The sequence below is a fragment of the Ruegeria sp. BF10 genome, from assembly GCF_056538725.1.
In genome coordinates this window covers 731,673-757,895 of sequence record NZ_JBQFTR010000001.1, presented here as the reverse complement: position 1 = coordinate 757,895, position 26,223 = coordinate 731,673, and the positions used below count along the sequence as shown (strand labels likewise).

General features: G+C 60.4%; 21 protein-coding genes. 16 read left to right on the top strand and 5 right to left on the bottom strand.

What is annotated here, in order from left to right:
* Positions 1–58: 58 nt before the first annotated feature.
* Together ACR0DJ_RS03840 and ACR0DJ_RS03835 are read left to right on the top strand one after the other, a co-directional pair.
* Positions 59–523 (top strand): (2Fe-2S)-binding protein, encoded by a 465-nt coding sequence (locus ACR0DJ_RS03840; protein WP_480683931.1) that lies wholly within the window; start codon positions 59–61, stop codon positions 521–523.
* Between the two features lie 3 nt (positions 524–526).
* Positions 527–2,767, top strand: a complete 2,241-nt coding sequence (locus tag ACR0DJ_RS03835) for a xanthine dehydrogenase family protein molybdopterin-binding subunit (RefSeq protein ID WP_480683930.1) — start codon at positions 527–529, stop codon at positions 2,765–2,767.
* Positions 2,768–2,813: 46 nt separating this feature from the next.
* On the opposite strand, the gene ACR0DJ_RS03830 is transcribed toward ACR0DJ_RS03835, so the two are convergent.
* From ACR0DJ_RS03830 to ACR0DJ_RS03820, 3 genes are all read right to left on the bottom strand, one after another.
* Positions 2,814–3,593, bottom strand: a complete 780-nt coding sequence (locus tag ACR0DJ_RS03830) for a gamma-glutamyl-gamma-aminobutyrate hydrolase family protein (RefSeq protein ID WP_257599063.1) — start codon at positions 3,591–3,593, stop codon at positions 2,814–2,816.
* A 219-nt stretch (positions 3,594–3,812) separates the two neighbouring features.
* Positions 3,813–4,238, bottom strand: a complete 426-nt coding sequence (locus tag ACR0DJ_RS03825) for a GlcG/HbpS family heme-binding protein (protein ID WP_170343742.1) — start codon at positions 4,236–4,238, stop codon at positions 3,813–3,815.
* Positions 4,239–4,309: 71 nt separating this feature from the next.
* A complete protein-coding gene (locus ACR0DJ_RS03820; RefSeq protein WP_425078588.1) occupies positions 4,310–6,445 on the bottom strand; it encodes a malate synthase G in 2,136 nt (711 codons plus the stop codon).
* A gap of 206 nt (positions 6,446–6,651) precedes the next feature.
* Here ACR0DJ_RS03820 and pepN point away from each other — a divergent pair, with 206 nt between their 5' ends.
* The 7 genes from pepN (at position 6,652) to ACR0DJ_RS03785 (ending at position 15,788) form a co-directional block, all read left to right on the top strand.
* The gene (gene pepN, locus ACR0DJ_RS03815) at positions 6,652–9,204 is read left to right on the top strand and encodes an aminopeptidase N (RefSeq protein WP_480683929.1); all 2,553 of its coding nucleotides are present in this window, start codon (positions 6,652–6,654) and stop codon (positions 9,202–9,204) included.
* Positions 9,201–9,629, top strand: a complete 429-nt coding sequence (locus ACR0DJ_RS03810) for a hypothetical protein (protein WP_480683928.1) — start codon at positions 9,201–9,203, stop codon at positions 9,627–9,629. The genes pepN and ACR0DJ_RS03810 overlap by 4 nt, the downstream gene beginning before the upstream one ends.
* Positions 9,630–9,758: 129 nt before the next feature.
* On the top strand, positions 9,759–11,018 hold the full coding sequence (locus ACR0DJ_RS03805) for a hypothetical protein (protein WP_254439953.1): 1,260 nt from the start codon (positions 9,759–9,761) through the stop codon (positions 11,016–11,018).
* Between the two features lie 81 nt (positions 11,019–11,099).
* Positions 11,100–12,611, top strand: coding sequence for an Asp-tRNA(Asn)/Glu-tRNA(Gln) amidotransferase subunit GatB (gene gatB / locus ACR0DJ_RS03800; protein WP_480683926.1), 1,512 nt, complete (start codon positions 11,100–11,102; stop codon positions 12,609–12,611).
* A gap of 147 nt (positions 12,612–12,758) precedes the next feature.
* Complete coding sequence (gene pepT, locus ACR0DJ_RS03795; protein ID WP_480683925.1) at positions 12,759–14,015, top strand: peptidase T; 1,257 nt, start codon at positions 12,759–12,761, stop codon at positions 14,013–14,015.
* Between the two features lie 80 nt (positions 14,016–14,095).
* Positions 14,096–14,515 carry a DUF4177 domain-containing protein gene (locus ACR0DJ_RS03790; protein WP_257599070.1) on the top strand — a complete coding sequence of 140 codons (420 nt, stop codon included), beginning with the start codon at positions 14,096–14,098 and terminating at the stop codon, positions 14,513–14,515.
* A gap of 196 nt (positions 14,516–14,711) precedes the next feature.
* Complete coding sequence (locus tag ACR0DJ_RS03785) at positions 14,712–15,788, top strand: PLP-dependent cysteine synthase family protein (protein WP_170343735.1); 1,077 nt, start codon at positions 14,712–14,714, stop codon at positions 15,786–15,788.
* Between the two features lie 13 nt (positions 15,789–15,801).
* On the opposite strand, the gene ACR0DJ_RS03780 is transcribed toward ACR0DJ_RS03785, so the two are convergent.
* Positions 15,802–16,056, bottom strand: a complete 255-nt coding sequence (locus ACR0DJ_RS03780; protein WP_171167246.1) for a BolA family protein — start codon at positions 16,054–16,056, stop codon at positions 15,802–15,804.
* Positions 16,057–16,163: 107 nt separating this feature from the next.
* Between ACR0DJ_RS03780 and ACR0DJ_RS03775 the strand changes: the two genes are divergently transcribed.
* The 7 genes from ACR0DJ_RS03775 to ACR0DJ_RS03745 all read left to right on the top strand — a co-directional run bounded on the left by ACR0DJ_RS03775 (position 16,164) and on the right by ACR0DJ_RS03745 (position 24,491).
* Positions 16,164–16,787 carry a J domain-containing protein gene (locus tag ACR0DJ_RS03775; RefSeq protein ID WP_170343733.1) on the top strand — a complete coding sequence of 208 codons (624 nt, stop codon included), beginning with the start codon at positions 16,164–16,166 and terminating at the stop codon, positions 16,785–16,787.
* A 168-nt stretch (positions 16,788–16,955) separates the two neighbouring features.
* Positions 16,956–17,510, top strand: a complete 555-nt coding sequence (locus ACR0DJ_RS03770; protein ID WP_480683923.1) for an NYN domain-containing protein — start codon at positions 16,956–16,958, stop codon at positions 17,508–17,510.
* Positions 17,511–17,700: 190 nt separating this feature from the next.
* Positions 17,701–18,687, top strand: coding sequence for a cobaltochelatase subunit CobS (cobS, locus tag ACR0DJ_RS03765; RefSeq protein ID WP_209832541.1), 987 nt, complete (start codon positions 17,701–17,703; stop codon positions 18,685–18,687).
* A gap of 121 nt (positions 18,688–18,808) precedes the next feature.
* Positions 18,809–20,686: a cobaltochelatase subunit CobT gene (cobT, locus tag ACR0DJ_RS03760; protein WP_425078597.1), complete on the top strand. Its 1,878-nt coding sequence runs from the start codon at positions 18,809–18,811 to the stop codon at positions 20,684–20,686.
* Between the two features lie 150 nt (positions 20,687–20,836).
* Positions 20,837–22,627 carry an aminopeptidase P family protein gene (locus tag ACR0DJ_RS03755; RefSeq protein WP_480683922.1) on the top strand — a complete coding sequence of 597 codons (1,791 nt, stop codon included), beginning with the start codon at positions 20,837–20,839 and terminating at the stop codon, positions 22,625–22,627.
* A gap of 63 nt (positions 22,628–22,690) precedes the next feature.
* Positions 22,691–23,032 carry a DUF427 domain-containing protein gene (locus ACR0DJ_RS03750; protein WP_257599073.1) on the top strand — a complete coding sequence of 114 codons (342 nt, stop codon included), beginning with the start codon at positions 22,691–22,693 and terminating at the stop codon, positions 23,030–23,032.
* A 91-nt stretch (positions 23,033–23,123) separates the two neighbouring features.
* Positions 23,124–24,491: a DUF3179 domain-containing protein gene (locus ACR0DJ_RS03745; RefSeq protein WP_480683921.1), complete on the top strand. Its 1,368-nt coding sequence runs from the start codon at positions 23,124–23,126 to the stop codon at positions 24,489–24,491.
* Between the two features lie 3 nt (positions 24,492–24,494).
* Here ACR0DJ_RS03745 and ACR0DJ_RS03740 read toward each other — a convergent pair whose 3' ends face one another.
* Entirely contained in the window at positions 24,495–26,180 is a 1,686-nt protein-coding gene (locus ACR0DJ_RS03740; RefSeq protein ID WP_170343726.1) for a chloride channel protein, read from the bottom strand.
* Positions 26,181–26,223 lie beyond the last annotated feature (43 nt).

Below are 26,223 nucleotides of genomic sequence, written 5' to 3'. Positions count from 1 at the left end.
ACCCTGACACTTTTACGCAATTATGTCAGAAACCAGCCACAGCAACAAGAGGTGCGCCATGGCGACGACCTTGAAGATCAACGGCAAGCAATACCAGGTGGACTTGCCAGATGACGTCCCCCTGCTTTGGGCTCTGCGGGATGAGGTCGGCCTGACCGGCACCAAGTTCGGCTGCGGCGTGGCCGCATGCGGGGCCTGCACCGTGCACATCGATGGTGAGGCCGTGCGCTCGTGCCAGGTGACGCTGTCGGATGTCTGGGGTGACGTGACCACGATCGAAGGGCTCGGCTCACCGGACGCGCTGGCCACGATCCAACAGGCCTGGATCGAACATCAGGTCGCGCAGTGCGGATACTGCCAGTCGGGCCAGATCATGCAGGCCGCTACATTGCTGGCGGAAAACCCGGACCCCACTGACGCAGACATCGACGAAGCGATGCAGGGCAACCTGTGCCGCTGCGGCACCTATCCCCTTATCCGCGCAGCAATCCATGACGCGGCATCCAAGCTGAAGGAGGCGTAAGCAATGGCTTCCGTTGGAAAAATCCTCCGCCGTACGTTCCTGATCGGCTCTGCCGCGATCGTTGGCGGCGTGGCCTTTGGCACCTATTACGTTACCCGCCCCGCGGCCAACCCCTTGAAGCCCGGTGAAGGCGAGGCAGCGCTGAACCCGTTTGTGCTGATTGACCAGAATGGCGTCACCTTGTTTGCGCCCCGCGCGGAAATGGGCCAGGGCGTCCGAACCACATGGGCCGCGCTGATCGCCGAAGAACTGGATGTCGATCTGGATCAGATCACCGTTCTGCATGGTCCCGCTGCGGCGGCCTATTACAACTCGGCCCTTGTGGGCGAAGGGTTGCCGAACAAGGGGTACGATATCTCGAATTTCCAGCACAATCTGGGCGAGGCACTCGGGGTACTGGGCAAAACGCTCAGCCTGCAAGTCACGGGTGGCTCGACCTCGATGAAAGATGGGTTCGACCGGATGCGGCAAGCCGGTGCTTCGGCCCGTGAAACACTCAAACGCGCTGCCGCAGACCGGTTGGGGGTCGACCCCTCGGACCTGAAAACGGCGTCGGGCCATGTCATTGCCCCCAACGGCGACAAGATCGCCTATTCAATGCTTGCCGAGGATGCCGCCGGGCTGGAACCCGTTGAGGTGCCGTTGCGAGACCCGTCTGAATGGCGCTATCTGGGCCAAAGCCAACCGCGTCTCGACATGGTGGGCAAGGCGACGGGCACTGCTGAATTCGGCGTCGATGTCCGCCTGCCCGGTATGAAATTCGCCAGCGTCCGAATGAATCCCAAACTGGGCGGCGCGATGAACGGCTTTGACGACAGCGCCGCAAGAACCATGCCCGGGGTTGAGAAGATCGTCGATCTGGGCACAGGCGTGGCCGTGATCGCAAGCAACACATGGTTGGCCAATCAGGCAGTCGAGGCCATCGACGTCGATTGGGGCGACGCGCCTTATCCGCCGGATACCGAGGGCATCTTTGCCAGGATCGCCGAGGCGTTTGACGAGGCACCGAACTCGACCATGCGCGACGACGGCGATGTCAGCGCAAGCCCGGAAAACGCAACGGAAATCACCGCCGAATATCGCGTGCCTTATCTGGCCCATGCAACGATGGAGCCAATGAATGCCACCGCGCTCTATACGGGAAGTGCGTTGGAACTGTGGTGCGGCAACCAGGCCCCGACCCTGATCCAGTTCCGCGTCGCCAACACCGCCGGTCTGGAAACCGAAGCCGTCCAAATCCACACCACCTATCTGGGTGGCGGGTTTGGGCGCCGGGGCGAACTGGATTTCGGCGAAATCGCCACCAAGGTTGCCATGGCCATGCCCGGCACGCCGGTTCAGACAACCTGGAGCCGTGAAGAGGACATGCGTCACGACTATTTCCGCCCCGGCGCCATCGCCCGGATGCGCGGCGCGGTTCAGGACGGCAAGGCCGTGGTCATTGACGGCAAGGTCGCGGCGCAATCTCCGACCCAACAGGCGGTCGAGCGCTACACCGGGTTCCCCGGCGGCGGCCCCGACAAAGTGCTGGTCGAAGGTTTCTTCAACCAGCCCTACGCGGTACCGAATTACCGCATGAGCGGCCACATTGCCGATTTGGCTGTCCCGGTGGGGTTCTGGCGCTCGGTCGGCAACAGCCACAACGGCTTTTTTCATGAGACATTCATGGACGAGATGGCCCATGCCGCAGGCCGTGACCCGCTGGAGTTCCGGCTGGACCTGATGAAGACCGAACATGCGCCGTCGGCGGGATGTCTGGAAGCCGTGAAGGAGATGTCAGGCTGGACGGGTCAGACGCCCGAAGGCGTCGGCCGGGGCGTGGCCTTCACATACAGCTTCGGCACCCCGGTGGCTCAGGTCATCGAAGTGGTCGACGAAGACGGCGCCATCCGCATCAGCAAGGCCTGGATTGCCTGCGACATGGGGCTGGCGCTGGACCCGGAAAACGTCAAGGCGCAGATGTTCGGCGGCATGATGTACGGCCTGTCCGCCGCATGTTTCGGCGAGATCACCTTTGCGGACGGCGAAGTCGAGCAGTTCAACTTCCCCGACTATGACGCGATGCGGATGCACACAGCCCCGCAGGTCGAGGTGCGCGTTTTGGAAACCAATCGGCATATGGGCGGTGCGGGCGAACCCGGAACACCGCCTTCGATGCCGGCGCTCGGCAATGCGCTTTTCGACCTGACGGGCAAGCGCGCACGTTCCCTTCCGCTGATCAATCAGTTCAACCTGCTGGTCTGATCGCACGGCACCGGCCCGATTTTCCCCCTCGTCGGGCCGGTGTAATTCAGGCAGATTTTTGAACTGCCTGATGAACCGTTCCGGCGGCCCATCCACGCACCGCATCGCCGAAGGCTTCGAACAGGGGGCGCGAGACCGGGTCATTGATCGCGTCCCATTCCGGATGCCATTGAACCGACAGGGTAAAGCCGGGCGCATCCTTGATATAGATCGCCTCGGGCGTCCCGTCCGGTGCATGGCCGTCAATGACAACGCGATGCCCAATCGTTTTGATGCCCTGACCGTGCAAGGTGTTGGTCATGACCTCGGTTGCGCCGAACAGCTTGTGGAAAACACCGCCGTTTTCCAGTGTCACCACATGACGCAGAGCAAACTTTTCTTCCAGGGTTCCATCGGGTGGCATCCGGTGGTTCATCCGCCCCGGCAGATCGCGTATCTCGGGATAAAGCGTTCCGCCCATGGCAACGTTGACTTCCTGAAACCCCCGGCAGATGCCCAAAAACGGCTGCCCCCTTTCTACGCAGGCGCGAACCAGCGGCAGAGTTATGGCGTCTCGAGCCCGGTCGAATTCGCCATGTGCATCGGTTGCAGGTTCCCCGTATTCTTCCGGGTGCACGTTCGGGCGACCGCCCGTCAGCAGAAAGCCGTCGCAGACCTTCAGCAACTCATCTACCGAAACGTAACGCGGATCTGCGGGTATCAACAAGGGAAGACATCCTGACACGTTGGCCACGGCATCCGAATTCATCGTTCCCCCAGCATGTGTGGGGTATTGGTCGTTCATGAGATACGAGTTGCCGATGATACCGACGACAGGCCGAGACATTCCGCTTTCCCTGCTGTTGTTGTGCCTGTCAAGGAAGCTAGCGGCAGCGGTTTTAACGTGCAAGAATACACGCCCTGCATGAAAGCGCAGGGACGTGTTCGAAGACGCACTGTACGTTCTGATCCGCCCTGTTTAATTGGAAACGTTTTCCAAGAAGCCGCCAAGCGGGGGCATAATTTCCCCGCCCAGCTGGAAAAACGTATCAATACAACGCTCTTGTCAAATCTCACCGATCAGGCCGGCCGCCTCGATCCCCGCTATTGCGGCCAGCGCATCATTGTCAGATGTGTCGCCGGTAACCCCGACGGCGCCGATCACGGCCCCCTTGCGATCACGCAACAGCACGCCACCCGGAACCGGCACGACCTGACCACCATAGACGCCATTCACTGAGGCCATGAAATAGGCCTGCGCTTCGGCGCGCTGCATCTGCGCGGTGCCCGCCATTCCCAACATGACCGACCCATAGGCCTTGCCCTGCGCAATCCCGAACCGGCCCGGTGCAGCACCATCCTCGCGCTCGAACGCGATGACATGCCCGCCGGCATCCAGAACCACGACTGAGAGCGGCTTCAACTCCATCTCTCGGCCCTTCTCCAGGGTTTTGCGGATGATGGTGCGGGCTTTGCGTAGGGAAACTGACATCTGATGATCCTCTTGTCGGATTGGAGTTCGAAAAAGCCCGCAAACGATTGGTCTGTGGGCTTTTGCCGGGGTTATCTTTGGCTGGCTTTCAACTCCAGCCGGCGCGCGTGCAGGACCGGCTCGGTATAGCCCGAGGGCTGAACCCGGCCCTTGAACACCAGATCGCAGGCCGCCTGAAAGGCGATGCCGTCAAATCCCGGAGCCATAGGGGTGTAATTCGGATCGTTTTCATTCTGGCGATCCACGACGGCGGCCATCTTTTGCAGAGCGGCCATGACCTGGGCGTCATCCACGATGCTGTGATGCAGCCAGTTGGCCAGCGCCTGTGACGAAATCCGGCAGGTCGCGCGGTCTTCCATCAGGCCGACATCGTTGATGTCGGGCACCTTGGAGCAGCCCACGCCCTGATCGACCCAACGCACGACATAACCCAGAATACCCTGCGCATTGTTTTCAAGTTCACGCGTGATTTCTTCGTCGCTCAGGTTGCGTCCAGCCAGCAAAGGGATGGTCAACAGATCCCTCAAAGTGCCCCGCGAACCGCCTGCGGCCAGCTCGTCCTGACGGGCCAGCACATCGACCTTGTGGTAATGCGTAGCGTGCAGGGTCGCGGCCGTGGGTGACGGCACCCAGGCGCATGTCGCTCCGGCCATCGGGTGGCCGATCTTGGTCTCAAGCATTTCGCCCATGCGATCCGGCATGGCCCACATGCCCTTGCCGATCTGTGCCTTGCCCTTCAGGCCACAGGCCAGCCCGATATCGACGTTGCGATCTTCATAGGCCGCAATCCATGGCGTATTTTTCATGTCGCCCTTGGGCAGCATCGGACCCGCCTCCATCGAGGTGTGTATTTCATCGCCGGTCCGGTCCAGAAACCCCGTGTTGATAAAGGCGACCCGTGATTTTGCGGCGCGAATGCACTCTTTGAGGTTGACCGAGGTGCGTCGTTCTTCATCCATGATGCCCAGTTTCACGGTATTGCGCGGCAGGCCCAGAATGTCTTCGACCATGTCGAAAATCTCGACCGAGAACGCGACTTCCTCGGGCCCGTGCATCTTGGGCTTCACCACATAGACAGAGCCTTCGACAGAGTTGCCCCCGTCTTGCTTCAGGTCGTGCATGGCGATCAGGGTGGTACACAGAGCATCCATCAAACCTTCGCCGATCTCGCGCCCTTCTGCGTCAAGTACGGCCGGGTTGGTCATCAGGTGGCCCACGTTGCGCACAAGCATCAAGGACCGGCCTTTCAGCCTGGCCTTATCACCCGACGGAGTGGTAAAGTTCAGGTCCTCGGCCAGTTTTCGAGTGAAGTTGGCGCCGCCCTTTGAGACCTCTTCGGTCAGGTCGCCTTTCATGAGGCCCAGCCAGTTGCCATAGGCCACAACCTTGTCGGCAGCATCGACGCAGGCAACCGAGTCTTCACAATCCATGATGGTGGACAGCGCGGATTCCAGCCGGACATCTGCAACGCCTGCGGGGTCGGTCGCGCCTATGTTGCTTGTGGGGTCGATCATGATCTGGATGTGCAGACCGTTGTTTTTCAACAGCACAAAGTCGGGCTTGTCCGCCGCGCCGCCGAACCCGGCAAATTGGGCAGGATCGCCCAGCGCAGGGGTCAAAGCACCGTCGGTGACGCTCAATTCGGTGACATCCGCCCATGATCCAGACGCCAGAGGCACAGCATCATCCAGAAACGCTTTGGCCCATGCGATCACCCGCGCGCCGCGCGCCGCGTCATAGCCACTGCTTGCTGGCAGATCCCCCATTGCATCCGTTCCGTAAAGCGCATCATACAGGCTGCCCCAGCGCGCGTTGGCCGCGTTCAGGGCAAAGCGTGCGTTGGTAATCGGAACAACCAGTTGCGGGCCCGGGATCAGGGCGATTTCGGGGTCGACATTGGCCGTTTCAATCTGGAACTCGTCGCCTTCTTCGACCAGATACCCGATCTCTTTCAGGAAAGCCTCATATTCAGCGGCATCGGTGTTCTGCCCCTTTCGGGACATGTGCCACCCATCGATGCGGCTTTGGATCTCGGCCCGTTTGGCCAGCAGCTCACGGTTTTTCGGCCCCAGTTCGTTCACCATCCGCGCCATGCCAGCCCAGAACCTCTGCGAAGAGACGCCCGTTCCCGGCAGCGCCTGTGTCTCGATGAACTCAGCCAAAACCGGATCGATCTGCAATCCGCTCAGGGTCTGTCTGTCCGTCATATTCCTGCTCTCCCGCGATTGTGCGCCATTGTATGCATTGTGACTTAGGCGGAAAGTTTCCGATAGGCAACTTTCATCCCGTCATTTGGGGCATTCGCTTCGGCTTGAAGCTGTTTCAAAAACCTCAAGGCAATGGCAGGGCCGGTTGCAGCGCCCGAACGAAGCCCCTAACGTCGCGCCAGTCCCGAACAGATACGAGGCCCAAGATGCACGACGCTGCTCCCACCACGATCTACCTGAAAGACTACACACCGTTTGGCTATCTGGTGGACAGCGTGCACCTGACCTTTGATCTGGCCGCGCACGCCACGCGCGTCACCTCGCGCATTGCGTTCCGGCCCAATCCTGACGCCACTGACCGCACATTCTTTCTGCACGGGGAAGAACTGAAATTGATCCGCGCCGCCATTGACGGGGCCCAGATCACGCCAGACGTGACCGACAAGGGGCTAACCGCGGATGTCCCCGACGCGCCGTTCCTGTGGGAAGCCGAGGTTGAAATCGACCCCGGCAACAACACAGCGCTGGAAGGTCTGTACATGTCGAACGGCATGTACTGCACCCAGTGCGAGGCTGAGGGGTTCCGCAAGATCACCTTCTATCCCGACCGGCCGGACGTGATGTCCACCTTTACCGTGCGCATCAATGGCGACTTGCCGGTTCTGCTGTCGAACGGCAACCCATCGGGCAAGGGTGAAGGATGGGCGGAATGGGTCGATCCATGGCCCAAGCCCGCCTATCTGTTCGCCCTGGTCGCCGGAGACCTGATCGCACATCCCGGTCAGTTCACCACCAAGTCAGGTCGCAACGTCGATCTGAACCTCTGGGTCCGTCCCGGAGACGAGGGGAAATGCGCTTTTGGAATGGAGGCGTTGAAGAAGTCGATGAAGTGGGACGAGGACGTCTATGGCCGTGAATACGATCTGGATGTCTTCAACATCGTGGCCGTCGATGACTTCAACATGGGCGCGATGGAGAACAAGGGGCTGAACATCTTCAACTCGTCCGCCGTTCTGGCCAGCCCGGAAACTTCGACCGACGCCAATTTCGAACGGATCGAGGCGATCATCGCGCATGAGTATTTTCACAACTGGACCGGCAACCGCATCACCTGCCGCGACTGGTTTCAACTGTGCCTCAAGGAAGGTCTGACAGTATTCCGGGATGCGCAGTTTACCTCCGACATGCGCTCGGCCCCGGTGAAACGCATCCACGACGCGATAGACCTGCGTGCCCGGCAGTTCCCCGAGGACAACGGTCCGTTGTCGCATCCTGTGCGCCCCGAAAGCTTTCAGGAAATCAACAACTTCTACACCGCCACTGTCTATGAGAAGGGCGCCGAGGTCATCGGCATGCTGAAACGGTTGGTCGGGGATGCGGCCTATGCCAAGGCGCTTGATCTGTATTTTGAACGCCATGACGGTCAGGCCTGCACGATCGAGGACTGGCTGAAGGTTTTCGAAGACACCACTGGGCGCGATCTGACACAATTCAAACGTTGGTACAGCCAGTCGGGCACACCGCGCGTCAGGGTTAAGGAAGACTGGGCCGACGGCACCTATACACTTACGCTGAAACAGCGAACCGACCCCACGCCGGGACAGGATCAGAAACTGCCGCAGGTCATCCCGGTTGCAGTTGGCCTGCTTGGGCCCAACGGCGATGAGGTTCGCGCGACCGAAGTGCTGGAACTGACACAGGCCGAACAGAGCTTTGAATTCACCGGCCTGGCGGCGAAACCCACGCCCTCGATCCTGCGCGATTTCTCGGCACCTGTTATTCTGGAGCATGACCAGTCGAACGCAGAACGTGCATTTCTTCTGGCGCATGACACGGACCCGTTCAACCGATGGCAGGCAGGGCGAGATCTGGCACAAGACACTTTGATGCGGATGATCCTTCAGGATGCGGCACCGGATACCGATTACCTTGACGGAGTGTTGGCCGTGCTGCGCAATGACGAACTGGACCCGGCCTATCGTGCGTTGATGCTGGGATTGCCGACACAGTCGGAATTGGCAGCGGCCCTGCATGACCGCGGTCACACGCCCGACCCCATGGCGATCTGGGCCGCGGTGGAAACGCTGCGGCAGGCAACGGCCCAGAACGTGCAGGATTTGCTGCCCCGCCTGCACAGTGAGGCCTTTGTGGACGGCCCCTACAGCCCGGACGCCGAGCAGTCCGGCAAACGGGCACTTGGCAGCGCTGCGCTGGCATTGACCTCTCGTCTGGATGGTGGGGCGATGGCGGCTGAGGTGTACGACACAGCCGACAACATGACTTTGCAACTGACTGCGCTGTCTTGCCTTTTACGCGCCCGCAAGGGTGAGGCGCAGCTGGACGCATTCTACGAAAAGTGGCAGCATGACCGGCTGGTCATGGACAAATGGTTTGGCCTGCAAGTCGCGATGGCAGCACCCGAGGCGACACCCGCGATTGCCACGACCCTGACCGAGCATTCGGATTTCAACTGGAAAAACCCGAACAGGTTCCGCGCCGTCATGGGGGCCCTGGCGATGAACCACGCAGGATTCCACCAGCCGGATGGCGCCGGATACGCCCTGCTTGCAGACTGGCTGATCCGTCTGGATCCGGTGAACCCACAGACCACTGCGCGTATGTGCTCGGCGTTTCAGACCTGGAAACGGTATGATCCGGATCGTCAGGCCCTGATGCGGGCGCAGCTTTCCCGCATCGCGGAAACACCGAACCTGTCGCGGGACACGACCGAAATGGTGTCCCGCATCCTCGGCGCATGACGCCTTACAGCTTTGCCCGCAGCAACCGGAGTTTGCGAACGCTGGCCATCCTGGCCGGTGTTTATGCGGCGTTGCTGGCGCTGGTGGTCCTGTTTGACGCGGCCTGGTGGATCGCTGGGCTGCTGTCCCTGGCCATCCTGCCCGCACTTTGGGACGTGGTTCAAAACACCCGCGCGGGCATGCAATTGGATCAGGATGCACTGAGCTGGTTCACGGGGAACCGGCAGGCAGAGGTCGCGCTGCGCGACATCGACCATTTCCGCTTTGACACCCGTTGGGATTTCTCGGTTCGAGTGTCGATCGTTCTGCATTCCGGCAAACGAATCCGTCTGCCGGATGAGTCGCTTCCGCCGCATCGGGATTTGGAAACCCTTCTAAACCAAGCCGGAATTCGCGTGGAACGGCATCATTTCACCGTTTTCTGAAACACTGGACCATTGAAGGGTGAATTGGACACTAAAAAGGATAATTATTCGGCAATTTACTTGATTTGAACCCGATCTCCCGCCAGACTTCGGTGTCAGTTATCAGTTTTTTCAGTTTTGAGTTTCGCCATGTTTCGGTCGCTAAGGGCACTGTTCGCCCCATCCACAGCCAGTCCTACAAATGCTTCAGCAGACCTGTGCGCGACAAAATCCGCGCTTGCGGCAGCCTTGCCCGAGCAGGGTCAGCTCAATATTCCCGTTGCAAGATCCGACCGCGATGATCTGATCGGACATTCCACGATCGAACATGGCCGCTACCTCGCCCGGCAGGACCGGTGGGCAGAGCTGTCGCAGGAAATGCGCGTGGCCGATCAGGGTCGCGCCGCTGTTTCAGATGGTATGCCGGTTGCCGATCTGTTGGCGTTCGGTGCCAGATCTGACGTGGTTCTGGCCGCTGAACATGCGCTTTCGGATGGCAAGGCCATCTCGGATTACGACTTGTTGGGGGGCATCTCGGAACTTGAAGGCGAGATGGCGGACAACCCCGATGATCCAATGATCGCCACCGTCGTATCCCTTGCCCATATCGATCTGGCATGGGCTTGGCGCGGCACGGCCTCGGACGCGACGCTGCCACCCTTGCACCGGTCACGCTGCGCCGCTCATTTCGACCGTGCCGCAGCGATCCTGCCCAAGTGCAGGAAAAACGCCCCCGACAGCCCCCTGATTGCTGCGGCCGGGTGTGCGCTACTGGCTGGTCAACGCAAATCCAACGCGCGGGTGTCTGACGAATATGAACGCCTGATCACGCTGGATCCACGCAATCAGCGCCACATGCGCGCGATGGGCAGCCACCTTCTGCCCCGCTGGTTCGGCAGCTACGAAGAGCTGGAGCTGCAAGCCTTGCGCACGGCCGCCAGGACACAGGATATCTGGGGCGCGGGCGGATACTCATGGGTTCAGTTCGACGCCATCGCATTGGACGAAGAGGCCTGTGCCCGCGTCGATATCGAGTATTTCCTTGAAGGTCTGCGTGATATCGTACGCCTGCGGCCCGATCAGCAGATGATCAACATGCTGTCATCCTACTGCGCGATCACCGTCCAGAACGGATTTGGCCTGAACGATCAGGCCGACCTTGTCCGGTCTCAGATGCGCGACACGGCAAACTGGCTTATCCGCGATCATCTGACGGAATTGCACCCCTTGATCTGGGCGCATGCGGCCAACGGCTTCAACAATTCTGTCCGCATAAACTCGCCCGAGAGATTTGCTGCGCGCGGTCAGCGCGATGCCTTGCGCGCCATCTCGGATCTGTTCCGGGAAGAATTGCGCAGCGGTATGGATGTGACGTTCACACCTTCGGGCCTGCGGTTTTCCCAGAACTGAACACGACAGGATTCCCCCTTGCCCCTAGGCCCTGCCGGGCCTAATACGCAGGCTTAGACTTCTGCGGAAATGAGGCGCGCCATGCTCGATCTGACATACGAAATGCCCAAACCCAAAACCATTGCCGGGGCCAAGCACGATTGGGAACTGGTGATCGGGATGGAGGTGCATGCTCAGGTCTCATCCAATGCCAAGCTGTTTTCGGGTGCATCCACCCAATTCGGGGCCGAGCCGAATTCAAACGTGGCCTTCGTGGACGCGGCGATGCCGGGGATGCTGCCGGTGATCAATGAATACTGCGTGGAACAGGCAGTGCGCACCGGACTGGGCCTGAAGGCGGATATCAATCTGAAATCGGCCTTTGACCGCAAGAATTATTTCTACCCCGACCTGCCGCAAGGGTATCAGATTTCCCAGCTCTACCACCCCATCGTGGGCGAAGGCGAAGTGCTGGTCGAACTGGGCGACGGTACCGCGCGAAAGGTGCGGATCGAGCGTATCCACATGGAACAGGACGCGGGCAAATCGATCCACGACATGGACCCGCATATGTCCTTCGTCGACCTGAACCGCACCGGCGTCTGCCTGATGGAGATCGTCAGCCGCCCTGACATCCGCGGGCCGGAAGAGGCCGCGGCCTATATCGCCAAGCTGCGCCAGATCATGCGTTACCTGGGCACCTGCGACGGTAACATGCAAAACGGCAACCTGCGCGCGGACGTGAACGTCTCGATCTGTTTGCCCGGCGCCTATGAGAAGTATCAGGAAACACAGGATTTTTCGCATCTCGGCACGCGCTGCGAGATCAAGAACATGAACTCGATGCGCTTTATCCAGCAGGCGATCGAGGTCGAAGCCCGCCGTCAGATCGCCATCGTCGAGGCCGGCGGCGAGGTCGAGCAGGAAACGCGCCTGTACGACCCGGACAAGGGCGAAACCCGTTCCATGCGGTCCAAGGAAGAAGCGCATGATTATCGCTATTTCCCCGACCCTGACCTGCTGCCGCTCGAGATCGAGCAGGCCTGGGTCGATGACATTGCCGCCAGGCTGCCGGAACTTCCCGACGACAAAAAGGCGCGTTTCATCAAAGACTTCGGCCTGACCGACTACGATGCTTCGGTTCTGACCGCCGAGGTTGAATCCGCCGCCTATTTCGAGGAAGTGGCCAAGGGCCGCAACGGAAAACTGGCCGCGAACTGGGTCATCAACGAACTGTTCGGTCGGCTGAAGAAAGAAGACCACGACATCACCGATTCACCCGTGTCACCGGCACAATTGGGCGGGATCATCGACCTGATCTCGTCGGATGCGATCTCGGGCAAGATTGCCAAGGATCTGTTCGAAATCGTTTACACAGAAGGCGGTGATCCGGCGCAGATCGTTGAAGATCGTGGCATGAAACAGGTGACCGACACCGGCGCGATCGAGGCCGCTTTGGACGAAATCATCGCAGCCAACCCGGCACAGGTCGAGAAGGCCAAAGTGAACCCGAAGCTAGCCGGCTGGTTCGTGGGTCAGGTCATGAAAGCCACCGGCGGCAAGGCCAACCCGAAAGCCGTCAACGAACTGGTCAGCAAGAAGCTGGGGTCGTAAACCTTTCGTTTTGTACAAGCCTGCCGGCCGTCTTTGGCGGGTTTGTACAATCCGGTTTCTCACGAAATCTTAAGACTTGGGGTCAAGCCATCGGCTTGACTTCCCGCTGTTCGCGCCCTTTCCTCCGTCACCGAGAGGTGAGGTATTATGCAAAGCAGATTTGATCAGGAACTCGAAGACCGGCTGGTGCGTTACGCCGCCATCGACAGTCAAAGTGACGAGACATCCCCATCGACCCCGAGCACTCAGATCCAGTTCGACATGCTGAACCTGTTGCGCGATGAACTGAACCAGATCGGCGCGCAGGATGTCGAGATGACGGGCGACAGTGTTGTCGTCGCCACCATTCCCGGAACGGCGCCGGGACCGACCGTGGGCTTTCTGGCCCATGTCGATACGGCCCCTCAGTTCAACGCGACCGGCGTCAAGCCGCGGGTGATCAAGGGGTATAACGGTGGCGACATCACCTTTCCCGACAACCCGGATCTGGTTCTTTCCCCGGAAGACCACCCCTATCTGGCCAAAAAGATCGGCCATGACCTGATCACCGCATCGGGCACAACCCTACTGGGCGCGGATGACAAGGCCGGTGTGTCGATTCTGATGACGATGGCGCGGCACCTGGTCGAAAATCAGGACATTCCACATGGCCCGATCCGTATCGCGTTCACACCGGATGAAGAGATCGGCCGGGGCGTCACGGAACAGCTGCCCAAGGATCTGGGCGTGGATTTTGCCTATACGCTGGACGGGCAGCAGGCGGGTGAGATCGAGTATGAAAGCTTCTCGGCCGACCGCGCCGTGATCCGGATCGAGGGCGTTTCGATCCATCCCGGCCTGGCCAAGGAAAAGATGGTGAATGCCACGCATCTGGCGGCGAAGATCGTGCAGACATTGCCTCAGGCCACCATGACGCCCGAAACCACAGACGGGCGCGAAGGCTTCATCCATGTCACGGACATGAACGGCGGATCATCCGAGATGGAGATCAAGCTGATCCTGCGTGATTTCGAGATGGACGGGCTGGAAGCGCAACGAAACATCGTGCGGCAGGTCTGCGCCGCCGTGCAGGCCACCGAACCGCGCGCGACCATCAGCTGCGACATCAGCCACCAGTACCGCAACATGCGTTATTGGCTGGAAAACGACATGACTCCGGTCGAGCTGGCGCGGGATGCGTGTCGCGAGTTGGGGATTGAACCGCTGTCGGTACCGATCAGGGGCGGCACGGACGGATCGCGCCTGACCGAATTCGGCACCCCCTGCCCCAACATCTTCACCGGGATGCAGTGCGTTCACGGCCCGTTGGAATGGATTTCAGTGCAGGACATGGCGCTGGCGACGGAACTGTGCCTGTCGGTTGTGGCTAAGGCGGCACAGACCGAAGCGAATGGTCAGGGCTGAAATCCGCCGGATGGGCAAGGGCCCTTTCACCCGGGGGGCAGCGTGTTAAGTTGGCGCGGAAACGCATTTAGGAACAGTAGATGAAGCGCTACGAATACAAGGTCATCCCCGCCCCGCAAAAAGGTGTCAAAGCCAAAGGCGTGAAAACGGCCGAGGGCCGCTTTGCCGTCTCGGTCGAGCAACTGCTGAATCAGATGGGTCAGGATGGCTGGGAATACCAGCGGGCCGAATTGCTGCCCAGCGAGGAACGCACGGGCCTGACCGGATCGACCACGAACTGGCGCAATGTTCTGGTGTTCCGCCGCGTGGTAGAAGAAGAAGTCGATGCCTCGTGGGTCGGCGCAATACCTGAGATGGATGACACCCCGCTGGCCCAGCCGGTTCCGGGCCCCGACGAGGTGCAGGCGCCGAAACCAATTGCCGCAGAGCCGGACGAGCCACCTTTGTCGCTGAAGCGGTCTGATGACGCCGCTGATGAAAGCGGCCCTTCGAAAACATAGGCTTGGGGACTGGTACGGACGACGGACCGAATGCAATCGACCTGTGGTCTTTTGCAGAACGTCCGTTTTCTCTTTGACGTATCGCGAGTCAATCCGGGTACGGCCCGTGTCCTCATAACGGTATTGGCACGCAATAAGGGCTACACCCTCGGGAAATCTGTGGCATGTTAGCCGGGTATTCTGGAGGGACATCGAAATGGCTATTCGACAGACACAAGGGCGGACACGCCTGTATGACAGCATTCTCGACACGGTCGGTGACACGCCCTGCATTCGGGTCAATCGGATCGCGCCAGAGCATGTGACCGTCTATGTGAAATTCGAGGCCTTCAACCCGGCAGGCTCGGTCAAGGACAGGTTGGCGCTGAACATCATCGAGGCCGCGGAACGTGACGGGCGGCTGAAACCCGGGCAAACCGTTGTCGAAGCGACATCCGGCAACACCGGGATAGGGCTGGCCATGGTGTGCGCGGCCAAGGGATATCCACTGGTCGTGACGATGGCCGAGAGCTTCTCGGTCGAGCGGCGAAAGCTGATGCGGTTTCTGGGCGCAAAGGTTGTTCTGACCCCGAAGGCGCAAAAAGGGTTCGGCATGTATACCAAAGCCAAGGAACTGGCCGAGGAAAACGGATGGTTCCTTGCCAGCCAGTTTGAGACCTCTGCCAATGCCGATATTCACGAGAACACGACGGCGCGGGAAATACTTGCCGATTTCGAAGGCGAACGGCTGGATTATTGGGTGACGGGCTACGGGACCGGCGGCACCGTTTCGGGTGTTTCGCGTGTATTGCGGAAAGAGCGGCCCGACACCAGGATCATCCTGACCGAACCGGCCAATGCAGCCATCGTGTCATCGGGTTACGTCAACACCCGAAACGATGATCACCAGCCGACCGAAAGCCACCCCAGTTTCGAACCTCATCCGATTCAAGGCTGGACACCGGATTTCATCCCGTGGGTCCTTCAGGAAGCCATCGACAATTCCTATTATGATGAGCTGATCCCCATTTCAGGACCCGAAGGGATAGAATGGTCGCGCAGGCTTGCCTCGGAGGAAGGTGTTTTCACTGGGATTTCAGGAGGATCGACCTTTGCGGTGGCCATGAAGTTGGCGGAATCCGCACCGGCAGGCTCTGTCATGCTGGTCATGTTGCCGGACACGGGCGAGCGATACCTGTCGACCCCCCTGTTCGAGGGAATCGAAGAGGGCATGACGGAGGAAGAATATTCCATCTCGGCATCGACGCCGTCCGCACAGATGAAGGCGGACTGACACGCAAAGGTCTTCAGACGCCGATATCCAGGGCCAGCGCATGGATGCGCGGCACGATGTCGCCCAGCGCCTTGTGCACGGCGCGGTGGCGGGCGACGCGGGATTTGCCTTCGAATGCGCTGGCGCGGATGCGGACGTTGAAGTGACTTTCACCGCCTTCCTGATAGCCCGCATGGCCCCGGTGGCTTTCGCTGTCGTCGATCACTTCCAGCTCGCGCGGATCAAAGGCGGCTTGCAGGCGGGTTCGGATTTCGTCGGTCACGCTCATTTTTTCGCTCAGCGGCAAAAATATTGCCGCACCCCTCTTCTACTTTCGGCTGCTTAGATTAAACTGCTGCCTCCGAGTCGAAAAGACGCGTTCTTGAGGATTAGAGCATGGCGAAATCAGACCCCTTCGGATTCGATATGTCCGTTTCCAGCGCGAAGAAGAAGAATCCGCGGGGTCGTCGAGGCATGTCAGGTGCGTCCGAAACCTCTGTCAGGGTGTGTGATCACGAGGGATGTGACGAGCCGGGCAAGTTCCGTGCGCCGAAGGCACCGGATGTCCTGGATGATTATTTCTGGTTCTGCCAGCAACACGTGCGGGAATATAACCAGAAGTGGAACTTCTTTGACGGCACCACCGAGGCCGAGTTGAACGCGCAGCGATCGAAAGACAAGGTTTGGGAGCGCGAGACCAAGCCGATGGGCGACCCCGAAGCGCGCGCCTGGGCCCGTTTGGGGATCGAGGATCCGCATCAGGTGCTCGGCGCCAACAGCACGCAGAACAAGGGCCGCAACACGGGCAGCGGACGCCGCCTGCCGCCGACCGAACGCCGTGCGATCGAGATTCTCGAGGCCAAGGACAGCTGGACCAAGGCCGAGGTTCGCAAAGCGTACAAGAAGCTGATCAAAGTGCTGCATCCGGACATGAACGGCGGCGACCGCTCGCAGGAAGAGCAGTTGCAGGAAGTTGTCTGGGCCTGGGATCAGATCAAGGACAGCCGGAACTTCAAGTAAGGGTCACGGCTTTGCCTGCTTTACCTTCGCGGTACGCGCAACCTGAATGGTTGGGTGCCGCGGATGACACAAGCTGAAAAAACTGTGCGATTTCCGTATGGAAACCTGTTTCAATCCCGGCGAAAGTGGTGGAAGATTTGGGACAGGAATTTCCAGGGATCAGTTTCGTTGCGCACATCCATTTGCCTGTTGCTCGTCTCGGTAAGCGGACTCATCGTCGCCAGTTTCATTCCGACCGATGCGGATTGGCTGTTCCTTCTGGCGCTGATTTGCGTGATGGCCAGCGCCATCCTGTTCATACGGGCCTGGTTCAGCTGGCGCAGAGCCAACACATGGATCATCGTGGATGGCTCGAACGTCATGCACTGGAAAGACGGCACCCCGGATCTGGACACGTTGAAGAAGGTCCTTGAAACTTTGAAGCAGGCCGGATTCAAACCGGGCGTCATGTTCGATGCGAATGTCGGGTACAAGGTCGAAGGTGATTATATGGACGACCGGATGCTGAGCCGCGCCCTGGGCCTACGATCCAGGCAGGTCATGGTGGCCCCCAAAGGAACACCCGCCGACCCGCTGATCTTGCAGGCGGCGCGGGACAGCCAGGCGCGCATCGTCACAAATGACCGGTTTCGGGATTGGGCGGACGAGTATCCGGATGTGTTGAACGCGGATCGCCTCGTGAAAGGCGGCTTTCAAAAGGGTGAACTTTGGTTCTCACTCTGAGGCGGGATCGGTCCACCTGTCCGGAAAACACTGCTTGGTACACCTGTCCGGTGTACAGATAGGGCCAGTTTGCAAGAAAAACATGCGCACCTTTGGACGTGTTCCTCTTTCCCTTGCCCTTGCCTGCAATATGTTGCACCACACACGGGTTCATACCCGGTGAACGGGCCAAAGGATAAGGACTAGGCGCATGGCTGACGGATCGATCGATATCAACGCAAAACCTACCGAGGATATCTCGGTCCGTGACGTGTTCGGCATTGACAGCGACATGGCGGTGAAGGGTTTTGCCGAAGCGACAGACCGTGTGCCCGCCATCGACCCGACCTACAAGTTCGACCCGGAAACCACGCTGGCGATTCTGGCGGGCTTTTCCCATAACCGCCGCGTCATGATCCAAGGCTATCACGGCACCGGCAAATCGACCCATATCGAACAGGTCGCCGCCCGTCTGAACTGGCCCGCCGTTCGTGTGAACCTGGACAGCCATATCAGCCGGATCGACCTGATCGGCAAGGATGCGATCAAGCTGCGCGACGGCAAGCAGGTGACCGAGTTCCACGAAGGCATCCTGCCCTGGGCGCTGCGCAACCCCGTGGCCATCGTGTTCGACGAATATGATGCGGGCCGCGCCGACGTGATGTTCGTCATCCAGCGTGTGCTGGAGCATGACGGCAAGCTGACCCTGCTGGACCAGAACGAGATCATCACCCCGAACCCGAATTTCCGCCTGTTTGCCACCGCCAACACGGTCGGTCTGGGCGACACCACGGGCCTGTATCACGGCACGCAGCAGATCAACCAGGCGCAGATGGACCGCTGGTCGCTGGTCTCGACGCTGAACTATCTGAGCCACGACGCCGAGACGATGATCGTTCTGTCGAAGGCACCGCATTACAACACCGCCGAGGGCCGCAAGACCGTCAGCCAGATGGTCACGGTCGCCGACCTGACCCGAACCGCCTTCATGAATGGCGATCTGTCCACCGTCATGAGCCCGCGGACCGTGATCAACTGGGCCCAGAACGCCGAGATCTTCCGCAACGTGGGCTATGCGTTCCGCCTGTCCTTCCTCAACAAATGCGATGAGTTGGAGCGTCAGACCGTGGCCGAATTCTATCAGCGCTGCTTCGATGAGGAGTTGCCTGAGAGCGCCGCGAGCGCAAGCTTGGGGTAAGCACCCGAATTGCGCCCGTTCCGGGCGCAATGCCTCCGGCGGGGATATTTTTGGCCAGATGAAGTCGGATCCGTTACAGTTTTCAACGCCGGGCAGGTCATTTTGATGAGGGCTTAAGGACATGGCACAGAAGAACGACAACCCTGCTGATCCGTTCAAGAAGGCCCTGGCCGAAGCAACCAAGGTCATGGCCGATGATCCCGAGCTGTCGGTGACTTATACGGTCGACCCTTCGGGCATGTCGGGCGAGTCGATGCGGCTGCCACAGGTCTCGCGCCGGATGACGCGCGAAGAAGTGCTGTTGGCGCGTGGCACGGCGGATGCCTTGGCATTGCAGCGCAAGTATCATGACGACGCGACCCATGCGCGCTATGCGCCACCGGGTGATATGGCGCGGGATCTGTACGAAGCGATGGAGACCGCCCGTTGCGAAGCGATGGGCGCGCGGGACATGCCGGGCACCGCCAGCAATATTGACGTCAAGATCGGGCATGAAGCGATCCGGCGGGGCTATGATCAGTGCAAGCAACCCGCCGATGCACCTCTGTCGGTTGCAGCAGGGTACCTGATCCGACATCTGGCCACCGGGCGTGATCTGCCCTCTGCCGCTGATAATATCATGAACCTGTGGCGTGGGTTCATCGAAGAGCAAGCTGGCGGAACGCTGGAAAATCTGGACGAAATCCTCTCGGATCAGGCGGAGTTTGCCAAATTCGCCCGTCAGGTGATCAAGGATCTGGGATATGGCGACCAGCTTGGGGAAGACCCGGACGAGCTGGACGACGAACAGGAAGACCAGGCCGAGGAAGACGCGGAGGAACAGCCCGATCCCGACAGCACCGGTCAGGATGATCAGGACGAACAGGACGCGGACGCAACACCTGAGCAGACGCAGGAAGAGCAGCAGGATCAGTCTCAGGCCCAGGTCTCGATGGACGAAATGGCCGAAGATGAGATGGGCGACGAGGCTGAGATGCCGGATGGCGAGGCGCCGCTGGAGCCGCCTGCCCCGCCGCCCGCATCCGAAGCGGATCCGGATTACAAGGTCTATCTGGACACCCATGACGAAGAGATCGCCGCCGAGGATCTGGCGGAACCGGCCGAGCTGGAACGTCTGCGGGCCTATCTGGATCAGCAGCTGGAGCCCTTGAAAGGGGCGGTATCGCGTCTGGCCAACAAGCTGCAACGCCGCTTGCAGGCGCAGCAGAACCGCAGCTGGGAGTTCGACCGCGAGGAAGGCATTCTGGACGCGGGCCGATTGGCACGTGTGGTCGCGAACCCCACCACTCCGCTGAGTTTCAAGGTCGAAAAAGACACCGAGTTCCGCGACACGGTGGTGACGCTGCTGCTGGACAATTCGGGGTCGATGCGGGGTCGGCCGATTTCGATCGCGGCCATTTGCGCGGATGTTCTGGCGCGGACGCTGGAGCGGTGCAACGTAAAGGTCGAAATTCTGGGCTTTACCACACGGGCGTGGAAAGGCGGTCAGGCACGTGAGGCATGGCTGAACGATGGCCGCCCGCAGCAGCCGGGCCGTCTGAACGACCTGCGCCACATCATCTACAAGGGCGCGGACGCCCCTTGGCGTCGTGCGCGGCCCAATCTGGGGCTGATGATGAAAGAGGGCCTGCTGAAGGAAAACATCGATGGTGAAGCCCTGGAATGGGCACATCGCCGGATGCTGGCACGGCGCGAGCAACGCAAGATCCTGATGGTGATCTCGGACGGTGCGCCGGTCGATGATTCGACACTGAGCGTGAACCCGGCCAACTATCTGGAAAAACACCTGCGTGACGTGATCGCGATGGTCGAAAAGCGCAAGATGGTCGAACTCTTGGCCATCGGGATCGGCCATGACGTGACCCGGTATTACGACCGGGCGGTGACGATTACCGACGTAGAGCAACTGGCCGGCGCGATGACCGAACAACTGGCAGCTCTGTTTGACAGCGACCCGCGGGCGCGGGCGCGGGTCATGGGGATGAGAAAGGCCGGCTGAGGCTGATCTTCTGCCCAGCGGGCCAATTTCCCCGAGGGAGACGCGTTTTTCGTTGCTGATCATCGGCCTGTTCAGGCGGGGTGTTCCCGCCTGGACATTTTTTGAAATGCGCCTCAGGGTCACGCACGAATGCTGTGAATGAGGCCGCCCATGTTCCAATCCTTCGAAGTGACCGCCCGCCCGGAACAGGGGCCACCGCGGCTGGCCGCCTTGCGCGAACAGATGGTGCAAGAAGGGCTGGACGGGTTTCTGATCCCGCGGGCGGATGCGCATCAGGGAGAGTATGTCGCGGCGCGCGATGAACGTCTGGCCTGGCTGACCGGGTTCACGGGCTCGGCCGGGTTTTGCGCCGCCCTGCGCGACGTGGCCGGGGTTTTCATCGACGGGCGGTATCGCACCCAGGTCAAGGCACAGGTTGCCGAAGATTTCACCCCGGTCCCCTGGCCCGAGGTAAGCCTGAGCGCCTGGCTGAAACAGCAGTTGCCCAACGGCGGCAAGATCGGTTTTGATCCGTGGCTGCATGCGGCGGGGCAGATTTCCGGCACATTGAGTGATCTGGATGGATCGGGCATCAAACTGGTGAGATGCGAAAACCTTGTGGACCGGATCTGGCCAGATCAGCCGGCCCCACCGATGAACCCGGTCAAGGCCCATCCGATCGAGTTTGCCGGGGAAGGTGCGGACAGCAAGATCGCCCGTCTGGCCGAAGACCTTAGGCGGGCCGGGCACACGGCAGCGGTGATCACCCTGCCGGATTCGATCATGTGGCTGTTGAATATCCGTGGGTCGGATATCGCCTATAATCCGGTGGCCCACGGCTTTGCCATTCTTCATGCAGGAGGTCAGGTCGATCTGTTCATGGCGGCAGAGAAACTGGCCGGGGTGCGGGATCATCTGGGTTCTCAGGTGACTTTGCGCGCTGTGGGCGATTTTCTGGATGCGGTTGCGGCTCTGGCCGGTCCGGTGCAGGTGGATGCCGCTTCGGTGCCTCAGATCGTGGCGGATGCGCTGGGGGATGCGATGACGGATGGCGGTGATCCCTGCGCCCTGCCCAAAGCCTGCAAGAATCCGGCTGAAATCGCGGGCAGCGCCGAGGCGCATTTGCGCGATGCGGTGGCGGTCACCGAGACGTTGTGCTGGCTGGACCAACAGGCCCCGGGCAGCGTGACCGAAACACAGGTTGTCACCCGGTTGGAGGAAAACCGGCGCAAGGACAATGCGCTTCAGGACATCTCGTTCGATACCATTGCAGGCACGGGTCCGAACGGCGCGATCATGCATTACCGCGTGACGGAAGAGACTGACAGCCGGTTGGAAAACGGACATATGCTGGTGCTGGACAGTGGCGGGCAGTATCTGGACGGCACCACCGACATCACGCGAACCATCGCCATCGGTGACGTCGGAGCCGAGGAAAAAACCTGCTTTACCCGGGTGCTGAAGGGCATGATTGCCATGTCGATGCTGCGCTGGCCTGCCGGCCTTGCCGGGCGGGATATCGAATGTGTGGCCCGTGTGCCGCTGTGGTCCGCGGGACAGGATTTCAACCATGGGGTCGGACATGGGGTCGGCGCCTATCTGAGCGTGCATGAAGGGCCGCAGCGGCTGTCGAAAGTCAGCCATGTACCGCTGCAACCCGGCATGATCCTGTCAAACGAACCCGGGTATTATCGGGAAGGCGCATTTGGCATCCGCATCGAGAACCTTGTGGTGGTCGAAGAGGCGCCCGCCCTGCCCTCTGGCGACGCCGAACGCGCAATGTTGAACTGGCGTACCCTGACCTTTGTGCCGATTGACCGCAGGCTGATCATGGTCGATATGTTGACGACCGACGAACGCGACTGGCTGAATGCCTATCACCGCGACGTTGCGGAAAAAATCCGCCCAAGGCTGGGACATGACGCGCAACTGTGGTTGGATGCCGCAACTGCTCCGGTCTGACACTGGTCTGTTACATAGAACAGGCAGAGGGGTGGCCCTGATACGACGACGGAAGGAAATGGAATGGCTGAGATCACGATCCGGAAAGCGCCGGGCAAATGGACTGTCCGCTCGGGCGGTGCGATCCTGGGCGAAACGAACAACGCGCTGGAACTGCTTGAAGGCGACAAGGATCCCGTGATCTATTTTCCGCGCAACGATATTGCGATGGCGTTTCTGGATCGGACCGACAAGGTGACCCACTGCCCCGGCAAGGGCGACGCGACGCATTTTTCCATCGTCAACAAGTCATCCGTGACCGCCAATGCGGTCTGGAGCTATGAGGATCCGATTCAGGCGGTGGCCGAGATCAGGGACCATCTGGCATTTTATCCGGTCGAGTCGGTAAAGGTGGAGCAGATTTAACGCCAGCCCCAGCGCCCACCTCACGCAGCTGTGGCATGCACGTGAGCGGTATTTGCGGCACACTTGCTCCGGGGTAACACCGGAGGCTTCCATGGCGATGTCACGTCGCGGTTTTGCTGGGATGATCGGGGCTGGTGCAATGGCACCCGACGCGCTTTGGGCGCAGCAGGATCCGGTTCTGGAGGCGTTGCGCAGCACGCTGAACGGGCGTCGGACCGCGTTTGAGGCGCAGATGGCGTATCTGAAGGACCGCGGCCAGCCGGATGTTGTGGCCGGGTTGCTGACCGCGATGCGCTATGCCGACAGGCGGCGGGATGAGATTGTCGAGGTGATGGAGGCCCTGACCGGGCAGCGTCATGGCAACGACTGGTTCGCGTGGATGCTGTGGCAGGAACGAAACCCGCAGATTGTCCCTCATCCTTCGCTGATCCCGTTCAAGCGCGAAGTTCTGTTGGGGATCGACCCGAATTTCGATCTGTTCCTGCGGTCTGAGTATCTGCAACGCGGCAGGATGAAGATCCGCCTGGAAGAGATCGCCTGGGGCGGTGTGTACAAGGATGGCATTCCGTCGCTGGACAACCCAACCCTGATCTCGGCTTCGAATGCGGGGTATCTGAAGGGCGATGATCTGGTGTTCGGCGTCGCCATCAACGGCGATGAGCGCGCCTATCCCCTTCGGATCATGGGATGGCACGAGATGTTCAACGAGGTGATCGGAGGCGTGCCCGTGGCGCTGGCCTATTGCACGCTTTGCGGGTCGGGCATCCTGTTTGAAACTCAGGTGGCGGGGCGGCGAAAGCCGTTCATTTTCGGGTCGTCAGGTTTCCTCTATCGCTCGAACAAGCTGATGTTTGACCGCGAAACGCATTCGCTGTGGAACCAGTATACCGGCAAGCCTGTGGTCGGGCCTTTGGCCAACAGCGGCACCACGTTGAAACAGCGCCCGGTTGTGATCACGACATGGGACAGCTGGAGGACCTCGCATCCCAAAACCCGTGTTCTGTCGCTGAACACCGGGCATCGGCGCAATTACGGATCAGGGGTGGTTTATCGCGACTATTTCGCCTCGAGCGAGCTGATGTTCCCGGCCACTGTGGATCAGTCCCGGCATCGGCAGAAGGATTACATCTTTGCCGTGCGCCAGTTTGGTGCCGCCCGCGCCTGGCCTCTGGATGTGTTCAAGGGCAAACCGGTGATCAACGATGCAATCGGCCAGACACCTCTGGTTCTGATTGGCGATCCCAAAGAGCGCAGCGTGCGGGCCTATGAACGAAAATCTCATGTGTTCCGGGCGACGCAAGACGGATTGCAGGATAGCGCGGGGAATGGGTGGACCGTCACGGAAGAGGCTTTGATCGGGCCGGATGGCACGCGTTTGCCTCGGGTCGCCGGGCATATATCGTACTGGTTTGCGTGGGACAATTATCTGGGCGACGCAGCCAGCGTGTATGGTGAGTGAAACTCAGGAATGCTCTTCGGCAGCCGTGGCCGCAAGCGCCCTGTTATACGCCTTGAGCGCATCGACGTGATAGAGCGCGCCAACCGGTGTTTCGGATCCGTCTTTTTCCAGAATGATAACCGGAATGCAGGGGATGTCGTCACGATCAAAGTAGGGCATGGCGGCTTCCAGCGTGGCGCTGGCCTGAATGCACAGGCCCTGGTCGATCAGCCCCTGTGCCTCTTCCTTCGTGATCGACCGCGGATCCCCAAGCGGGCGCATCACGGCACCGGCGCGAAGCATTGCCAGCAGATACGCCTGCGGCCCCGCGGCCAGGTGGACATCGCGTCGTTCCAGCTGGGTCAGGAAGAACGACCTGTCCACCAGGCGCGAGGCCAGCGCAGTGGACATGGACACACTGACCATAACCGCAAGACCGATCTGCCAGTCGCCGGTCAGTTCAAAAACGATCAGAGTGGTCGAGATGGGCGCCCCCAGCACCGCCGCAGCCACGGCACCCATACCGGCAAAGGCATAAAGCGTGTGCGTGCCCGACACATCCGGCAGCAACCCGGTGGCGATCAGACCGAAGGCCAGCCCGGTCAGCGCGCCGACCATCAGAGAAGGCGAGAAAACACCGCCACCCATGCGCCCGCCCATGGTAATCGCCACCGCAACCGTTTTGGTCACCGCAAACAGGATGGCCGTGGTCAGCACCAGATCACCGGTCAGGGCGCGAATCGTCGTCTCGTACCCCACGCCGATGATATGCGGAAACCAGATCGCCATCAGCCCCAGCATCGCCCCGGACACCGCAGGGCGCAGCCAGCCCGGAATTGACAGACGGTTCTGGATATGGCTGCCGATATCCTCGGCAAAGAAGATCGACCGCATCAGCAGCAACGCGACAAGTCCGCAGATCAGGCCCAGGATCAGGAAGGCCGGAAGTTCGACATAGAATTGCAGCGATCCCGGCGTCTCGAGCGTGAACTCGGTAACGTCGCCATATTCCAGCCGGTTGATCACCGTTCCCGCGACCGAGGCGATGACGATGGGTGCAAAGGCGTGAACGGCGAAGTGGCGCAGTACGACCTCGAGCGCGAACAATGCCCCGGCAATGGGGGCGTTGAAGCTGGCCGACACGGCCGCAGCGACGGCGCAGCCCAGCAGGTCACGGCCCGTGATCCCATCCGCATGTATGCGGTTGCTGACCCATGTGGAAATGACCCCGGCCATATGCACCACCGGGCCTTCGCGCCCCGTTGACCCGCCCGAACTGAGCGTGATCAGCGAGGCGAAAAACGACGCGATGCCCGCCTTGACCTCGACCCGCCCGTCAGTGATGGCCGAACCTTCGATCACGTCGGCAACCGACCGGACGCGGCCGTCATTGGTGAACCGGTTCAGGATCACACCGACGATCAAACCGCCGATGATGGGAATGATCAGAACCATGAACCAAGGCAGTTTCTCGGCGTGGCTGTGCAGCAGCAGGATGTCATCGGTATCGTAAAGATAGGCCTGCAACGCACGGATGGCCTTGCGGAAGCCAAGCGCCATGAAACCCGCCGCGATCCCGATGGCCAGTGCAATGAACCAGAACTGGATCTGGCTTGGCCCCCGGCGCAGCATGACCCGCCACGCATCCTTGATCGCGGCCAGAGCCTGATTGAACTGGTTGCGCAGAACGGTGCGGGTCGATTGGGTCATTGGCCCTCGGGGATCATCACTTAACCCTTAGTAAGCCACGGAG

What these genes read in the sequence shown, in the direction of transcription:
- ACR0DJ_RS03840 (WP_480683931.1), top strand. Translation starts at nt 59, where the DNA reads ATGGCGACGACCTTGAAGATCAACGGCAAGCAATACCAGGTGGACTTG.
- gatB (WP_480683926.1), top strand. Translation starts at nt 11,100, where the DNA reads ATGCTCGATCTGACATACGAAATGCCCAAACCCAAAACCATTGCCGGG.
- cobT (WP_425078597.1), top strand. Translation starts at nt 18,809, where the DNA reads ATGGCACAGAAGAACGACAACCCTGCTGATCCGTTCAAGAAGGCCCTG.
- ACR0DJ_RS03830 (WP_257599063.1), bottom strand. Translation starts at nt 3,593, where the DNA reads ATGTCTCGGCCTGTCGTCGGTATCATCGGCAACTCGTATCTCATGAAC.
- ACR0DJ_RS03740 (WP_170343726.1), bottom strand. Translation starts at nt 26,180, where the DNA reads ATGACCCAATCGACCCGCACCGTTCTGCGCAACCAGTTCAATCAGGCT.
- ACR0DJ_RS03810 (WP_480683928.1), top strand. Translation starts at nt 9,201, where the DNA reads ATGACGCCTTACAGCTTTGCCCGCAGCAACCGGAGTTTGCGAACGCTG.
- ACR0DJ_RS03775 (WP_170343733.1), top strand. Translation starts at nt 16,164, where the DNA reads ATGGCGAAATCAGACCCCTTCGGATTCGATATGTCCGTTTCCAGCGCG.
- ACR0DJ_RS03755 (WP_480683922.1), top strand. Translation starts at nt 20,837, where the DNA reads ATGTTCCAATCCTTCGAAGTGACCGCCCGCCCGGAACAGGGGCCACCG.
- ACR0DJ_RS03780 (WP_171167246.1), bottom strand. Translation starts at nt 16,056, where the DNA reads ATGAGCGTGACCGACGAAATCCGAACCCGCCTGCAAGCCGCCTTTGAT.
- ACR0DJ_RS03790 (WP_257599070.1), top strand. Translation starts at nt 14,096, where the DNA reads ATGAAGCGCTACGAATACAAGGTCATCCCCGCCCCGCAAAAAGGTGTC.
- ACR0DJ_RS03825 (WP_170343742.1), bottom strand. Translation starts at nt 4,238, where the DNA reads ATGTCAGTTTCCCTACGCAAAGCCCGCACCATCATCCGCAAAACCCTG.
- ACR0DJ_RS03820 (WP_425078588.1), bottom strand. Translation starts at nt 6,445, where the DNA reads ATGACGGACAGACAGACCCTGAGCGGATTGCAGATCGATCCGGTTTTG.
- pepT (WP_480683925.1), top strand. Translation starts at nt 12,759, where the DNA reads ATGCAAAGCAGATTTGATCAGGAACTCGAAGACCGGCTGGTGCGTTAC.
- ACR0DJ_RS03835 (WP_480683930.1), top strand. Translation starts at nt 527, where the DNA reads ATGGCTTCCGTTGGAAAAATCCTCCGCCGTACGTTCCTGATCGGCTCT.
- pepN (WP_480683929.1), top strand. Translation starts at nt 6,652, where the DNA reads ATGCACGACGCTGCTCCCACCACGATCTACCTGAAAGACTACACACCG.
- ACR0DJ_RS03805 (WP_254439953.1), top strand. Translation starts at nt 9,759, where the DNA reads ATGTTTCGGTCGCTAAGGGCACTGTTCGCCCCATCCACAGCCAGTCCT.
- cobS (WP_209832541.1), top strand. Translation starts at nt 17,701, where the DNA reads ATGGCTGACGGATCGATCGATATCAACGCAAAACCTACCGAGGATATC.
- ACR0DJ_RS03785 (WP_170343735.1), top strand. Translation starts at nt 14,712, where the DNA reads ATGGCTATTCGACAGACACAAGGGCGGACACGCCTGTATGACAGCATT.
- ACR0DJ_RS03745 (WP_480683921.1), top strand. Translation starts at nt 23,124, where the DNA reads ATGGCGATGTCACGTCGCGGTTTTGCTGGGATGATCGGGGCTGGTGCA.
- ACR0DJ_RS03750 (WP_257599073.1), top strand. Translation starts at nt 22,691, where the DNA reads ATGGCTGAGATCACGATCCGGAAAGCGCCGGGCAAATGGACTGTCCGC.